This is a genomic window from Streptomyces sp. CB02980 (genome assembly GCF_014451325.2).
In the GTDB taxonomy this organism is placed as follows: Bacteria; Actinomycetota; Actinomycetes; order Streptomycetales; family Streptomycetaceae; genus Streptomyces.
In genome coordinates this window covers 308984-322627 of record NZ_JACSCH020000006.1, presented here as the reverse complement: position 1 = coordinate 322627, position 13644 = coordinate 308984, and the positions used below count along the sequence as shown (strand labels likewise).

Below are 13644 nucleotides of genomic sequence, written 5' to 3'. Positions count from 1 at the left end.
CTCCCATGACTGTGAACCTCGAAGTCGCCGATGGCGTCGGCACGATCCGCCTCGACCGCCCCCCGATGAACGCGCTGGACATCGCCACCCAGGACCGGCTGCGCGAGCTCGCCCAGGAGGCGACCGACCGCGACGACGTGCGGGCCGTGATCATCTACGGCGGCGAGAAGGTGTTCGCGGCGGGCGCGGACATCAAGGAGATGCAGGTCATGGACCACGTGGCCATGGTCAAGCGCTCCCGCGCCCTCCAGGACTCCTTCACCGCCGTCGCCCGCATCCCCAAGCCGGTCGTCGCCGCCGTCACCGGCTACGCCCTCGGGGGCGGCTGTGAACTCGCGCTCTGCGCCGACTACCGGATCGCCGCCGACAACGCCAAGCTCGGTCAGCCGGAGATCCTGCTCGGCCTGATCCCCGGCGCCGGCGGCACCCAGCGACTGGCCCGGCTCGTCGGCCCCTCCAAGGCCAAGGACCTCATCTTCACCGGCCGGATGGTCAAGGCCGACGAGGCCCTGACGCTGGGTCTGGTCGACCGGGTCGTCCCCGCCGCCGAGGTGTACGAGCAGGCGCACGCCTGGGCCGCCAAGCTGGCGCAGGGCCCGGCCGTCGCGCTGCGGGCCGCGAAGGAGGCGATCGACCAGGGTCTGGAGGCCGACATCGACACCGGTCTCGCCATCGAGCGCAACTGGTTCGCGGGCCTGTTCGCGACCGAGGACCGCACGAACGGGATGCGCAGCTTCGTCGAGGAGGGCCCGGGGAAGGCGAAGTTCGCCTGAGGTGACAGACGTCCTTTCGTGGGGGCCGATTCCATCGGAACGGCCCCCGCGATCGGCTCCGTGCGGCCATGATGGGGGCATGTCGGGCCTGGAGGGTAGGGAACAACCGTGGCAGCGCACTGGCGCCGCCGCAGCGCGGTGGTCACCGGCCGCGGACGACGAACAGGCCGCCGACGCAGTGGAGTTGTACGGTAATCCGGCCGAGGAGGATGTCCGGCTGCCGTCCCGGCCCGAATCCGCGTGGGTGGCCCGCAGACTCACCCAGCACGTCGTGCTGCGGCAGTGGGCGCTCGGCCCGCAGATCGCCGAGCACGCGGTGCTCCTGGTGTCGGAGCTCGTCGGGAACGCGGTCCGGCACACCGGTGCGCGGGTCTTCGCGCTGCGGTTGCAGCGGCGGCGGGGCTGGATCCGGATCGAGGTGCGGGACCCCTCGCGCGGGCTGCCCTGTCTGATGCCGGTGCACGAGCTCGACACGAGCGGCCGGGGGCTCTTCCTGGTCGACAAGCTCTCGGACCGGTGGGGTGTGGACCTGGCGCCCCGCGGCAAGACGACCTGGTTCGAGATGCGGGTCGCCGACCGCCCCTGAGGCTCGTCTGCCCGCCTCCGATGCCCGCCTCCGGACACACGGAAGCCCCCGTGCGCCGTAGTGGGGCGCGTGGGGGCTTTCGTGTGATGCGCCGTGGACGGGGGGGTGTATCCACGGCTGCTATGTCGACCTGGCCCGGGTCAATGGGGGTCGTGCCACCGACTATGGCAGACAGGTGGCCCTACCGCCAAAAGTCCCTAGTGGGGCAAACTGCACTAAAGTCGGACACTTTAATAGTGAATCGTTGGTGACGTGCGGCACTCGCCTTGCAAACAATGAATGACTATGCGGTTCCGTGATTGTTCCGCGGGGTCGTCCGCATGCTGGACGCGCGTGGTGGGTCCGTAAACGTCCTGAATTGGCCTAATCGTAATAAACCGGGCGCTATCGCCCTTAAATGGTCGCGTGAAGCCGATCGACCGCCGCGGAGCCCTCCGGGCCGGTGCGGCCGCCGCCCTCGCGGGAGCCCTCGCCACCGCCTGCGGCACGACCCCCCGCCCCGCCGCGCCCGCGCCCCGCCGCCCCGCCGCCGCACCCGTCGCGGCCCCCGCCCCCCGGCGCCTCCCCGGGCAGCCCGCCGAGATCACCCACGGCCCCCGCGACCGGCCGCGGGTCGCGCTCACCTTCCACGGCCAGGGCGACCCCGCCCTCGCCCGGACGCTCCTCGGCCAGGCCGAGAAGGCCGGCGCCCGCGTCACCGTCCTCGCCGTCGGCAGCTGGCTCGACCGGCACCCCGACCTGGCCCGCCGCGTCCTCGACGGCGGACACGACCTCGGCAACCACACCCAGCGCCACATCGACGTCAACGCCATGACCGAGGCAGAGGCCCTCGCCGAGATCGAGGCCTGCGCCACCCGGCTGCGCCGGCTCACCGGCTCCATCGGCACCTGGTTCCGTCCCTCCCGCACCCAGCACGCCGCCCCCGCCGTCCTGCGCGCCGCCCGACGCGCCGGATACCCGCACGTCCTCTCGTACGACGTCGACTCCCTCGACTTCACCTCGCCCGGCGCCACCGCCGTCGTCCGCAACGTCACCGGATCCGTCCGCGCCGGATCCGTCGTCAGCCTGCACTTCGGCTACCCGGACACCGCCGCCGCGCTGCCCCTCCTCCTCGCCGACCTCGACCGCCGCGGCCTGCGCGCGGTCACCACCACGGAGCTGCTGACCTGATGGCACACCGCACGCAGAGACACCGCACCCAGGGACACCGCCCGCAGGGACACCTCACGCGGCGCCCCTTCACACGGCGCCCCCTCACCAGGCGGACCAGGACCCTGCTCGCCGCCGCCCTCCTCGCCGCGCTCGCCGGCTGCGGCAGCGGGGACCCGGGTGAGGGCGCCGCCCCGGTGAAGAAGGCCGCCCCCGCCGTCCCCAAGCCCGCCGCGGCCCCCGCCGGGCTCCCCGGAATGCCACCGGTCCTCGACCCGAAGGACGTCTACGCCGCCGACCGGCCCGACAAGCTCTCGCCGGTCGTCAAGAACTTCCCCTCCCGGGTCTACGTCCCCAACACCAACTCCAACACCGTCTCCGTCATCGACCCGGCCACCTACCAGGTCGTCGAGACCATCCCCGTCGGCAACCAGCCCCAGCACGTCGTGCCCTCCTGGGACCTGAAGACCCTCTGGGTCAACAACAACCGGGGCCACACCCTCACCCCCATCGACCCGGCCACCGGCGTCGCCGGCAAGCCCATCGAGGTCCACGACCCGTACAACCTCTACTTCACGCCGAACGGCAGGTACGCCGTCGTGATGGCCTCGCTCGACCGCGAACTCGTCTTCCGCGACCCGCACACGATGGAACGGAGGAAGACCGTCCCGGTCAGCTGTTACGGCGTCAACCACGCCGACTTCTCCGCCGACGGGCGCTACTTCGTCGTCTCCTGCGAGTTCTCCGGCGAGCTGCTCAAGGTCGACACCGAGCGGATGGAGGTGATCGGCCAGCAGAGACTGCCCTTCGAGGGCGCCATGCCGCAGGACGTGAAGATCTCCCCGGACGGCAAGACCTTCTACATCGCCGACATGATGGCCCACGGCATGTGGGTCCTCGACGGCGAGAAGTTCACCACCCCGACCCTGCTGCCCACCGGCAAGGGCGCCCACGGGCTCTACGTCAGCCGGGACTCCCGCGAGATGTACGTCCCCAACCGCGGCGAGGGCTCCATCTCCGTCTTCGACTTCGAGAAGAACAAGCTGACGAAGAAGTGGTGGCTGCCGGACGGCGGCTCCCCCGACATGGGCGGCGTCTCCGCCGACGGCAAGGTCCTCTGGCTCTCCGGCCGCTACGACTCCGAGGTGTACGCGATCGACACCGCGACCGGGAAGCAGCTGGCCCGCATCCCGGTCGGCGGCGGACCCCACGGCCTCGCCGTCTACCCGCAGCCGGGGCGCTACTCGCTCGGCCACACGGGCGTCTTCCGGTAGGGCCGGTGAGCGGGCGGTCAGCCCGCGACCAGGAGGGCCTCCGAGGCCACCGGGCGGTAGCCCGCCGCCTGGAAGGCGCGGACGCTGCGCGCATTGCCCGGGGACTGCTGGGCCCAGACCACGGCGTCCGGCGTGAGGTGCCGCGCCGCCGTGGCCAGGGCGCGGCCCAGGCCCCGGTGGCGCACCTCCTCGTCGACCTCGACCGCCGCCTCCCAGCGGCCCGCCACGCCCCGGCCCAGGACCACGAGACCGCCGTCCGCCGCCCACACCCGGACCTCGTCGCGGAACTTCAGCGCCCGCGCGACCCGGGGGTGGTCCGGGTCCACGATCTCCCGGAGCTCCAGCGGGGGAGCGCCCGGCAGGGCGTCGGCGACGGTGAGCAGGTCGATCGTGTTCATGTGCCGGCCGGTGCGGGTCATCAGCGCCATCAGGAACCCCGGGTTCATGCTGGCCGCCAGCGGGTCGCTCGACGTGGCCGCGAGCGCGGCCCGCACCCACTCCGGGTCGGCGTCCGTGAAGACCACCGAATGGGCGGTGAAGGCGAGCACCCCGGCATCCCGGGGGCCCGGCTGCGGCACGACCGTCGTCGACCCGTCCGGGGGAGGGAACTCCCCGCGCGCCGCCGCCGCCAGGATCCGTGCCACCTCGTCGCTCATACCCCCATCATCCGGCAGACCCGGGCCAGCTAATCTGACCCCCGTCAGACAAGCACCGAGAAGGGGCGGAAGCAGTGGCGGACATCGACGCGGCACGCACGGCATTCAACACGTTCGACGCCGACGGGGACGGTTTCATCACCGCCGCGGAGTACAAGAGCCTCATGGCGCAGCACGGCGACTTCCACGTCACCGAGTCGGTCGCCGAGGTGCTCATCAAGCAGCGCGACGACAACGGCGACGGCGTGCTCTCCTGGGACGAGTTCTGGGCGCACTACAACAAGGCGTGACCCACTCGCCCCGACGGGCGGCGCAACGCTGAGTTGCCGCCCGTCCGGGGCTCGGTGACCATCGTCCGGTGACGCTTCCCGGACCCCTCGGTACCCCGAGCCGTCTGACGGCCGCGGCCCTCGCCGCAGTCGCCGTCCTCGCGGCGATCGTGGTCGTCTCGGCACTGCTGACCGTGGTGCCGGACCCGCACGGAATCGTTCCCTGAGCGTTCCCCGGTCGCCTTCCCGGCGCCCCCCGCCCGTCCGCCGCCGGCCGTCCGGCGGGGCGGATTCCGTCCCCCGGCCGCTCCGTGCCGGTGGCAACTCGCTGCACCACATGCCCGTGGCCGGATCCCGGCCCGGCGCACGAACGATCTCGGATGCGCCCCCCACCTGGCCTTTTGGCCGGAACAAGGGGGTCCGGCCGGGGCCTTCCCCCGCGCTTTCCCGCAGGTCGTGAGGCAGCTCGTTGCCAGGCAGCTTCCTGGCCTGTCCGGAAGCGGACAGCCGGGGCCCCGCGGTGATTTCCTCTAGGTGTGCGGCCGGGACGGCTGAAAAGTCACCGGCCGCCAAGGACCTCCTGACACGCACGTACGCCGCACTCGTACCGCATCCGAACCCGGAACGGAGACCCACATGTCCTGTCGCTCCCGCCGCGCAAGCAGTGTCCTCGCCGCCGTCGCCGCCGCCGTCCTCGGCGGCCTGGTGATCGCCTCCCCGGCCGAGGCCGCCCCCACCGCCCCGAACACGGTCGCCCAGCGCGGTGACGACTTCGTCTGGCCGACGCCGCCGCACCCGCAGATGCCGGACTTCCCCTGCGTCCCGACGCTCCCCGGACTGCCCTGCGTCATCGAGATCCCGGACGACTTCGTCTGGCCGACCGCCCCCAGGGACTGACCACCATGCACGTCACGACCGCCGCCACGGCCGCCGCACCGCTCCGGCTCCGCTCCGGGCCTCAGATCCACTCCCGGCGGGTCGCCTGCACCCCCGCCTCGAACCGGCTCGACGCACCCAGCCGCTCCATCAGGTCGGCCACGATCCGCCGCTCCGTCCGCACCCCGATGCCCAGCGCCCGCGCCACGGCCTCGTCGGTGAGACCACTCGCCAGAAGCTGGAGCAGTTTGCGCTCCTGCGGGGTGAGCCCGCCGGGCAGGGCGTCCCCCGGGCCGTTCAGCGGGGAGGCGTGCTCCCAGTAGGCCTCGAACAGGGCGCGCATGGCCAGGACCACCGGCTGGCTGCTGAAGAGCAGCGCGGACGGCTGGGCCTGACCGGGCAGCCCGGCGACCACCGCCGCCGCCGTGTCCACGATGAGCAGCCGCATCGGAAGCGTCGGCGAGGTACGGATCTCGCTGCTGCGCTCCGCCATCCACTGGGCGTGCGCCCGGGTGACCCGGTCACCCGCGACGCTGTCCAGATAGATGGTCCGAAAGCGGACGCCCCGCTCCATCGCCCGCTCGTTCAGCGGCCGGCCGGCCTCGACGGACTCCTCCGTGAGGGCCTTGCCGGGATGGAAGGCGAGCGACTCGCGCGTACAGGACTCGGCGAGGGCCTCCAGGCGGGTACGGATGTCGTCGACGTTGTCGAGGTGCTCCGCCCCGTCGAGACCGCCCGACCGGCCCGATGCCGTGTACTCGGCCGCGAGAGCGGCGAGGGCGGCACGATTCTGCTCGATCCGCTGCTGCCGCGAGGCGAGTTCGCGCTCCTCCCGCTGGAGCAGCACCTTGAGACCGAGCGACGGGTTCACCGCGCGCATCCGGCCCGGACTGTCCCGGGACGGCGCGAGCAGGGAGAGCCGCGTCAGCAGGTCGAGCGCCTCCTCCACCTGCTCCGTCGTGCAGCTCAGCAGTTTCGCCAGGCGCTCGGGATCGTGCTCCTTGTGGAACAGGATCGCGCGGTACACGCCCAGCGTGTGTTGGTCGAGCGACGAGACCTCGTCCACGGTGTCCCCCAATGGTCGTACCGCCCCAGGGTCGTTCGGGGCGGAGATCCGAACCGGGTTCCGCGCTCCATCGCCCGAGCGACCCGATTCACCCCATTCACACGATCATCACGCTACCCGTTCGACGATCTCCTCGAAAGGGACGTCACGTGCTCCAGACCGGTTCCTCCCCGCCGCGGCTCGACGGTCTCGTCGTCCTCGTCGTCGATGCCACCACGGGCATCGGCCGGGAGCTCGCGACACGGCTGAGCGCCGCGGGGGCGATCGTCGCCGTCGTCGGCGCCGGTCACCCGGACCGCGGCGACGACGCCGCCACCAACGCGGCCTTCCTCTGCAAGGCGCTCAACGACGCGGGGCTGCTCGCCCTGCCGTACCGCATCGACATCCGCGATCCGGCCGAGGCGGACCGGCTGCCCGGCCAGATCGCCGCCGACGCGGGCCCGGTGAACGCCGCCGTCGTTGTGCTGCCGGCGCCGGACGCCCCCGGTGAACTGCTGCGCGCCTTCCGCGCCGGGTCGGCCGCCCTCGCGGCCGCGCTGCCACCCGGCGCCCGGCACATCGAGCACACCCCGGCCGGCGCGGCCGGACCGGACACGACGACGGCCGGCGACCGCAACTGGCTCCGTTCCGTCGTCGACGGCCTGGCCGCGGACGCGGCGCGGGCGACCAGCCGCTGAGACCGGCGGTCCGCGAGGGCCGCCGCCACAGAAGTCACCACGGGGAGAGAGATGTCCATTCGCGTCGTCGTGGCCGGTGACCACCAACTGGTCCTGGAGGCCTTCGCCGAGACCCTGAACGGCACCAACGGCCTGGACGTCGTGGGGCTCGCCACGACCTTCGAGGCGGTGCTCCCGGCCGTCCAGCGGCACCGGCCCACGGTGCTCCTGCTCGGCGAGAGCACCATGGGAGGCAAGGCGCTGCACGCCGCCACCGAGGTGCGCTCGCACCATCCGAGCTGCGGAGTGGCGTTGATGGTCGGTTCGGCCACCCCGTCCGTGGTGGACCGGGCGGTGGCCGCCGGAGCACTCGGAGTCGTACCGAAGACGGCCCGGCTGCCACAGCTGATCACCACCCTCGTGGGAGTCGCGGGGGGCTGCCTCACCGTCGACCCGGGACTGCTGCGGACGCCGGCGGCGGGGGAGACGGTGCTCAGCGTCCGGGAGACGGACGTGCTGCGGCTGACCGCCGGCGGGGCGACCGTCAAGGAGATCGCGGGCGAGCTCTACCTCGCGGCGGGGACGGTACGGAACCTCACCTCGGCGGCGATCAAGAAGCTCGGCGGGCGCAACCGGTTCGACGCGGCGCGCATCGCGGCGGAATGCGGGTTGCTGTGAGGGCGGTGGTGGAGTCCGGACGCGCGCCGGCCCCGGCACGAGGCGTGCCGGGGCGGGGCTTCACGACATGGTGGAGCAGGGCGCTCCGTGCGCTCCTACTTCTCCAGGCAGAACTCGTTGATCGGGTAGCCGACATGACGGTCGGCCGTCGGGAGGTGACCCAGGATGCGGTCGCCCGGCTTGAGTTCGGTGCTGTTGAGCACCGAGGCGCCGGGACCGAGGACCCGCACGTGCCAGTCGTCCTGGAGGATCAGGTTGACCGTCTGACCGCTGGGCGCGACCGCGTCGATGGAGATGAGCGGACGCGTCTCGATCTTCACCCGGCCCACGCTGACGGGCCGCGTACGGCCGTCGACGTCGACCGCCAGAACGGAACTGCCGGCGTGCAGCTCGCTCAGGTAGTGGGTGCGGCCGTTCTGTCCCACGGTGTAGGAGTGCAGGGCACCCGCGTTGACGCGGAACGGACGGGTCGGCATGTACGGCAGCGGGTGGGTCTCGCTGACGCACAGGACCATGCCCTTGGAGTGGGAGCCCACCAGGATGCCCTCGTCCTTGCGGAAGTGGGTCGTGGTGTCGACGCAGGCACGCTCGCCCATGCCGATGTGCGTGGTCGCCGTGACCTCCAGCTCGACCAGGGAGATCTCGCCGCCGTGCGCGGTCGCCGCGGTCCGCAGGGCCGTCGCGTCGCCGACCGTACGGCCCCGCATCAGGACACCGTCCGAGCCGTGCTCCAGGACGCCGTACAGGATCTCGGCCTCCTCGGTGTCGGCGGCCGTCGTCACGATGGAACCGGGCGCGCCCGAGGCCGCCGCGATGACGATCTCCAGCGGGATCTTCGTCGGGTCGCGGAAGTCGAGGACGCTCCACGCCTCAAGGCGCGCCGCCAGGCAGGCGTCCTCCAGGGTGTCGGCGTCGACGATCTCCACGTATCGCCCGAACTGCACGCCCGGGTGGGCCGCTTCGAGCTCGGCGCGGCCGTCCTTCGGGCCGGGGACGATCACGACGTCGGACTCGCCCAGGTCGGCGGGCACGGTGGCGGCGCCGTCCTCGAAGAGCAGGACCTTGCGGACGGTGGGCGGCAGACCGGCGAAGACGGCCGGGTCGGCGGCGACGATGCCGTCGATCTTCTGGTGCACGGCCTCCTCGAGGACGGCGGCGGTGGCGACGCCGGCCTCACGGATGTCAAGCCAGCACAGTTTGGCGTCCGTCATGATGCGGACCTCCTGTCAGATGGTCGAGAGACGAGCCGTCGAGCGACGGGCCGTCGAGATGGGTGTCGTCGTGGTGCGGGTCGTCGAGCGGTGTGCCGTCGAGGTGGTCGGGGGTGAGGCGTTCGCTGTGAAGCCGCTCCCGGCCGCCCGACTCGCTGAACGGGCCGGTGGTGAAGTGCTGTTCGGGGAAGTGGTGCACGATCCTCGCGACCTTGGCCGCCAGCGCGCGCGGGTCCTTGGCCTGGAAGATGTTGCGGCCCATGGCCACCCCGCCCGCCCCTCCGGCGATGGCGTCCCTGACGTACGCCAGGACGTCCTCCTCCTTCTCCAGGGCGGGTCCGCCGGCGACGAGCACCGGCACCGGGCAGGCCGCGGTCAGGTCGAGCATCTCCGCGGTGGATCCGAGGAAGACGGTCTTGACCAGGTCCGCGCCCAGGTCCGCGGCGATCGTCACGGCGTGCGCGACGACCGCCGGGTCCCGGGGGTCGCTGATCCGCGGCCCGCGCGGGTACACCATCGCGAGCAGCGGCAGGTTCCAGCGGTCGCAGGCGTCGGCGATCCGGCCGAGGTCGCCGATCTGCTGCCGCTCGTCGTCGGAGCCGAGGTTGACGTGGACGCTGACCGCGTCCGCGCCGAGGCGCAGGGCCTCCTCGACGCCGGCGACGACGTACTTGGCGTTGGGGTCGAGCGCCTGGCTGGTGCTCGCGTTGAGGTGGATGATCAGCGACATCGCGGCGAACCGCTCCGGGCTGATGTGCCGGACGCTGCCCTTGTGCACGACGACGGCGTCGGCGCCGCCGGCCGCGATCCGGGCGGCGAGCTGGTCGAGCGTGGTGCCCTTCGGCACCACGGGACCGTCGTGGATCGAATGGTCGAGAGGGGTGATCATCAGGCCGGCCGTGCTGTGGCGGTAGAGCCGCCGTAGCCGCAGCGACCGGGCGAAGTGGCCGAAACCGGTCATGGAACGCCCTTTCTGGTTCGCGAGGAGGCGTGATCGGGCTGGTGACCCGCGCCGCTCACGCGGACGGGGTCGTCCCGCGCGGTGGCTCCGCGCGGGGAGCTGAGGGCCGGCCCGCCGACGCGCGGGGCGCCGGCGCCGCGGAGGGCGGTGGCGGTAGGGGCGCCCGCGACCGGGGTGCCCGCGACGGCGACGGTCGAGGCGCCGGCGACGGCGGCGGTCGGGGCGCCCGTGACGGAGGCGAGCGGGGCGCCCCCGACGGTGGCGTGGGCGGCCGACGCCGCGGGGTCAGGTGGCGAGACGGAGCGCAGATAGGCGCGGTCCGGTTTGCCCGAGGGCGTGAGCGGCAGCCGCGGCCAGACCGAGACGCGTACCGGAGTGTGCTCCGGAGTCAGCGCCGCGGCCACATATCCCCGCAGGTCGCAGGAGGTCTGTCCGGCCCCCGAGTACAGCTCGACGGCCGCGTGCACCTGCTCCACCCAGTCGCGGTCCCGCACCCCGAACACCGTGGCCTGACGCACCTGCGGATGGCGCATCAGCGCCTCCTCGATGGCCGCCGGGTCCAGCTTGAGCCCGCCGTGCTTGATCACGTCGCCCACCCGGCCGTCGAGCCGGAGGTAGCCGTACCGGTCCCAGTGCCCCAGGTCGCCGGTGCACAGCCAGCCGTCGCGGAAGACGGTCCCGGTGCGTTCCTCGTCGCCGAGATAGCCGGCCGTGACCGTCGGCGAGCTGATCCAGATCTCGCCCGACACCCCCCGCTCCACCTGGGGGCCGCCGCCGGGGCCGCGGATCTCCACCCGCACCCAGGGGAACGGACGGCCCGCCGAGCCGAGCAGCTCGGGCTCGCGGTGGTCCAGCGGGTTGAGGCTGCTGATGCCGCCCGCCTCCGTCGTCCCGTACACCTGGATGAGCACGTCGCCGAAGAGCTCGACGGCCCGCGCCACCCGCGCCGGCGCCGCCGGGGTGCCGCTGTAGGTGATGCGGCGCAGCGACGACAGGTCGGTGAGCGGCGCGGCCGGGTGGTCCAGGAGCCGGTAGAGGTGCGGGACGGCGAGATAGACGTCGGTGACCCCGTGCCGCTCGAAGGCGTCCAGGACGTCGCCCGCGTCGAACTCGTCGTGCAGTACGACCCGTCCGCCGCTCGCGAGCACCGCGTCGGCCATCGGCGCGGTCGTGTGGCTGATCGGCGTGACGGACAGCAGTGTCGCGGGTCCCCGGGGATCGAGGCCATGGGCGAGACGGCTGACGAGCTCCTCACGTGTGTCGTACCGCTGGGCGACCATCTTCGGCCGTCCGGTGCTCCCGCTGGTGAACTCGACGGTCGCGAGGCCGTCCGGGCGCGGCTCCGGCAGTCGCGCCGGCAGCGGTTCGGTGGATCCGGCCGCCGCCCCCCAGGGGACGGTCAGCGCGGTCACGGCCGGGACGCGGCGGGTGAGCCAGTCGCCGCGCTCGGCGCTCTCGTCGTCGACGAGCAGCACCGACACCCGCAGGTCCTCCAGGAGTTGGGCCTGGGTGGCGACCGAGAAGGTCTCCGTGTCGGTACGGGGATTCATCGACCGTACGTACACGGAGGTGGCGCCCAGGAGATGGACGGCGTACCGGGCGCCGAGCATCAAGGGCCGGTTGGGGCCGGTCAGCACGGCGACGGTGTCACCGGGGCGGACGCCGCGGGAGTGCAGCAGGGCCGTGGTGGCCCGCACCGAGCCGGCGAGCCGGCCGGCGGTGACGGCCTCGTCGGCGCGGTGGATCACCACGCGCCCCGGGTCCTTTCCGAGAGCGTCGAGAATGCGGCGTACGTACATGGTTCCTCCTTTCCGGAACGAGGAGTTCAGTGGTGCGGAACGATTCAGTGGTGCGGAACGATTCAGCTGTGCGGAGGAATCCAGAGGCGCGGAGGAATTCAGGAGATGCGCATCTGCGCCATCATTCCCATGGCGCTGTGGTCGATCATGTGGCAGTGATAGGGAAAGACCCCGCGGTGGGTGTCGAAGGTCAGCTGGAGTTTCGCGGTCTGCCCCGGGAAGAGGAGGACGGTGTCCTTGAGGCCGGCCTCCGCCGGATAGACCGGCATTCCGTCCCGTTCGAGAATCCGGAACTGCACCAGGTGGGTGTGGAAGTTGTGCGGGACGGTCGTGCTGGTGTTCTTCACCGTCCACACCTCGGTGGAGCCCCAGGCGATCTCGGTGTCGATCCGGTCGTGGTCGAAGGTCTTCTCGTTGATGTACGCGAGGTGGCCCGTGCCCGGCTCGTCCATCCGCAGCTCGAAGCTCCGCTCCACGGTCGGCGTGGGCAGCGGCGGCAGGGTGGCGAGGACGTCCGGCACCCGGCTGGTGTCGGTCACCTTCTCCTCGACGTCGAAGCGCATGATCTGCCCGACGAGCTCGGTCGGCCCAGGGCCCAGCATGTTCGCCAGGGTGACCTGGGTGCCCGGCGCGTACCGCGAGAAGTCGACGACGAAGTCGGCGCGCTCGCCGGGGGAGAGGACGATCACCGGCGAGGGCGCCGGCGCCGGCAGCAGCCCGCCGTCCGAGCCGACGTGGATGATGGGGCTGCCGTCGGAGAGCGCCATCACGAAGATGCGCAGGTTGCAGGAGTTGACCATCCGGAAGCGGTACTTGCGGGCCTTGACCTTCATGTACGGCCAGGGGGCCCCGTTGACCAGGATGGTCGTGCGGTTGAGCGCGTCGTCCATCGTGTAGACCATCTGCCCCGCAGCGTCGAAGTGCGCGTCCCGGAGGATCAGCGGCACCTCGTACGGCCCCGAGGGCAGTCCGAGCGCGTCCTCGGCCTCGTCGCCGAGGAGATAGAGCCCGGAAAGGCCCCGGTAGACGTGCTCGGACTCCAGGTGGTGGGCGTGGTCGTGCGTCCACAGCGTGGCGCCCACCTGACGGTTGGCGTACACGTAGGTCTTCGACCGGCCCGGCTGGATCAGGTCCATCATCCCGCCGTCCTGGTCCTGCGGGTTGTTCCCGCCGTGCAGATGGACCGAGGTCGGCGCGGAGAGCGCGTTGATCTGCTTCACGACGGCCGTGCGCCCGCTGCGGGCCCGGATGGTGGGGCCGGGGAAGGTGCCGTTGTACGTCAGGACCTCGGTCCGCAGCCCGGGCAGGATCTCGACCCGCGCCCTGCGCATGGTGACCGCGTAGTAGTCGGCCGACCGGGTCCGCCGGTACGGGGCGAGAACCCGGGGCCGGGGCAGCGGCACGGTGAACGGGGTGACCGCGGGCGGGCCGGCGGGCGGCTCGGCGGCCACCGCCTGCGTACCGGAGGTGAGGCTCTGGAACACCCCGCCGGCCGCGCCGACAGCGCCGACGGCACCGGCGGTGAGTCCGAGTCGTATCGCGTTGCGGCGAGAGAACACAGCGGATTCCTAACGTGACGGTTCTCCGGGAACGGTGGTTCGGACGGAGATTCGGGCGGTGCTTCGGAACGGTGCTTCGGGTGGTGGTTCGGGCGGTGCTTCGGAACGGTGATGAATTCGCTCTCCGAGCA

Annotated in this window: 15 protein-coding genes; 9 read left to right on the top strand and 6 right to left on the bottom strand. The window is 72.2% G+C overall.

From position 1 onward, the window contains the following. Positions 1–5: 5 nt before the first annotated feature. From E0F75_RS15885 to E0F75_RS15870, 4 genes are all read left to right on the top strand, one after another. Positions 6–773 (top strand): enoyl-CoA hydratase/isomerase family protein, encoded by a 768-nt coding sequence (locus tag E0F75_RS15885; RefSeq protein ID WP_187623160.1) that lies wholly within the window; start codon positions 6–8, stop codon positions 771–773. A gap of 79 nt (positions 774–852) precedes the next feature. Next, complete coding sequence (locus tag E0F75_RS15880) at positions 853–1359, top strand: ATP-binding protein (RefSeq protein WP_187623159.1); 507 nt, start codon at positions 853–855, stop codon at positions 1357–1359. A 405-nt stretch (positions 1360–1764) separates the two neighbouring features. Next, complete coding sequence (locus E0F75_RS15875; protein ID WP_187623158.1) at positions 1765–2529, top strand: polysaccharide deacetylase family protein; 765 nt, start codon at positions 1765–1767, stop codon at positions 2527–2529. Continuing rightward, positions 2529–3782 (top strand): YncE family protein, encoded by a 1254-nt coding sequence (locus E0F75_RS15870; RefSeq protein ID WP_229312689.1) that lies wholly within the window; start codon positions 2529–2531, stop codon positions 3780–3782. Before E0F75_RS15875 ends, E0F75_RS15870 begins: the two co-directional genes overlap by 1 nt. Positions 3783–3799: 17 nt before the next feature. Here the strand turns inward: E0F75_RS15870 and E0F75_RS15865 are convergent, their stop codons facing one another. Continuing rightward, positions 3800–4438 (bottom strand): GNAT family N-acetyltransferase, encoded by a 639-nt coding sequence (locus E0F75_RS15865; RefSeq protein ID WP_187623157.1) that lies wholly within the window; start codon positions 4436–4438, stop codon positions 3800–3802. Between the two features lie 74 nt (positions 4439–4512). Between E0F75_RS15865 and E0F75_RS15860 the strand changes: the two genes are divergently transcribed. The 3 genes from E0F75_RS15860 to E0F75_RS15850 all read left to right on the top strand — a co-directional run bounded on the left by E0F75_RS15860 (position 4513) and on the right by E0F75_RS15850 (position 5604). Beyond that, the gene (locus E0F75_RS15860; protein WP_187623156.1) at positions 4513–4728 is read left to right on the top strand and encodes an EF-hand domain-containing protein; all 216 of its coding nucleotides are present in this window, start codon (positions 4513–4515) and stop codon (positions 4726–4728) included. A gap of 68 nt (positions 4729–4796) precedes the next feature. Next, positions 4797–4934, top strand: coding sequence for a hypothetical protein (locus E0F75_RS15855; RefSeq protein WP_187623155.1), 138 nt, complete (start codon positions 4797–4799; stop codon positions 4932–4934). A gap of 409 nt (positions 4935–5343) precedes the next feature. Continuing rightward, positions 5344–5604 (top strand): hypothetical protein, encoded by a 261-nt coding sequence (locus E0F75_RS15850; RefSeq protein ID WP_187623154.1) that lies wholly within the window; start codon positions 5344–5346, stop codon positions 5602–5604. Between the two features lie 61 nt (positions 5605–5665). On the opposite strand, the gene E0F75_RS15845 is transcribed toward E0F75_RS15850, so the two are convergent. Further along, on the bottom strand, positions 5666–6649 hold the full coding sequence (locus E0F75_RS15845) for a helix-turn-helix transcriptional regulator (protein WP_187623153.1): 984 nt from the start codon (positions 6647–6649) through the stop codon (positions 5666–5668). A 149-nt stretch (positions 6650–6798) separates the two neighbouring features. On the opposite strand from E0F75_RS15845, the gene E0F75_RS15840 reads away from it, so the two are divergent. Both E0F75_RS15840 and E0F75_RS15835 read left to right on the top strand, forming a co-directional pair. Next, positions 6799–7326, top strand: a complete 528-nt coding sequence (locus E0F75_RS15840) for an SDR family NAD(P)-dependent oxidoreductase (protein ID WP_187623152.1) — start codon at positions 6799–6801, stop codon at positions 7324–7326. 51 nt (positions 7327–7377) lie between these two features. Continuing rightward, a complete protein-coding gene (locus E0F75_RS15835) occupies positions 7378–7983 on the top strand; it encodes a response regulator transcription factor (protein WP_187623151.1) in 606 nt (201 codons plus the stop codon). A gap of 95 nt (positions 7984–8078) precedes the next feature. On the opposite strand, the gene E0F75_RS15830 is transcribed toward E0F75_RS15835, so the two are convergent. The 4 genes from E0F75_RS15830 to E0F75_RS15815 form a co-directional block, all read right to left on the bottom strand. Beyond that, the gene (locus E0F75_RS15830) at positions 8079–9194 is read right to left on the bottom strand and encodes a 3-dehydroquinate synthase II family protein (protein WP_187623150.1); all 1116 of its coding nucleotides are present in this window, start codon (positions 9192–9194) and stop codon (positions 8079–8081) included. Further along, positions 9166–10155 carry a 2-amino-3,7-dideoxy-D-threo-hept-6-ulosonate synthase gene (locus E0F75_RS15825; RefSeq protein ID WP_187623149.1) on the bottom strand — a complete coding sequence of 330 codons (990 nt, stop codon included), beginning with the start codon at positions 10153–10155 and terminating at the stop codon, positions 9166–9168. The genes E0F75_RS15830 and E0F75_RS15825 overlap by 29 nt, the downstream gene beginning before the upstream one ends. After that, on the bottom strand, positions 10152–11954 hold the full coding sequence (locus E0F75_RS15820) for a class I adenylate-forming enzyme family protein (protein WP_206706127.1): 1803 nt from the start codon (positions 11952–11954) through the stop codon (positions 10152–10154). The genes E0F75_RS15825 and E0F75_RS15820 overlap by 4 nt, the downstream gene beginning before the upstream one ends. A gap of 98 nt (positions 11955–12052) precedes the next feature. Continuing rightward, positions 12053–13513 (bottom strand): multicopper oxidase family protein, encoded by a 1461-nt coding sequence (locus E0F75_RS15815; RefSeq protein ID WP_187623148.1) that lies wholly within the window; start codon positions 13511–13513, stop codon positions 12053–12055. Positions 13514–13644 lie beyond the last annotated feature (131 nt).

Excerpts from the sequence above, each read along its gene's own strand:
- E0F75_RS15885 (WP_187623160.1), top strand. The coding sequence starts at position 6 with ATGACTGTGAACCTCGAAGTCGCCGATGGCGTCGGCACGATCCGCCTC.
- E0F75_RS15880 (WP_187623159.1), top strand. The coding sequence starts at position 853 with ATGTCGGGCCTGGAGGGTAGGGAACAACCGTGGCAGCGCACTGGCGCC.
- E0F75_RS15870 (WP_229312689.1), top strand. The coding sequence starts at position 2,529 with ATGGCACACCGCACGCAGAGACACCGCACCCAGGGACACCGCCCGCAG.
- E0F75_RS15865 (WP_187623157.1), bottom strand. The coding sequence starts at position 4,438 with ATGAGCGACGAGGTGGCACGGATCCTGGCGGCGGCGGCGCGCGGGGAG.
- E0F75_RS15850 (WP_187623154.1), top strand. The coding sequence starts at position 5,344 with ATGTCCTGTCGCTCCCGCCGCGCAAGCAGTGTCCTCGCCGCCGTCGCC.
- E0F75_RS15835 (WP_187623151.1), top strand. The coding sequence starts at position 7,378 with ATGTCCATTCGCGTCGTCGTGGCCGGTGACCACCAACTGGTCCTGGAG.
- E0F75_RS15830 (WP_187623150.1), bottom strand. The coding sequence starts at position 9,194 with ATGACGGACGCCAAACTGTGCTGGCTTGACATCCGTGAGGCCGGCGTC.
- E0F75_RS15825 (WP_187623149.1), bottom strand. The coding sequence starts at position 10,155 with ATGACCGGTTTCGGCCACTTCGCCCGGTCGCTGCGGCTACGGCGGCTC.
- E0F75_RS15820 (WP_206706127.1), bottom strand. The coding sequence starts at position 11,954 with ATGTACGTACGCCGCATTCTCGACGCTCTCGGAAAGGACCCGGGGCGC.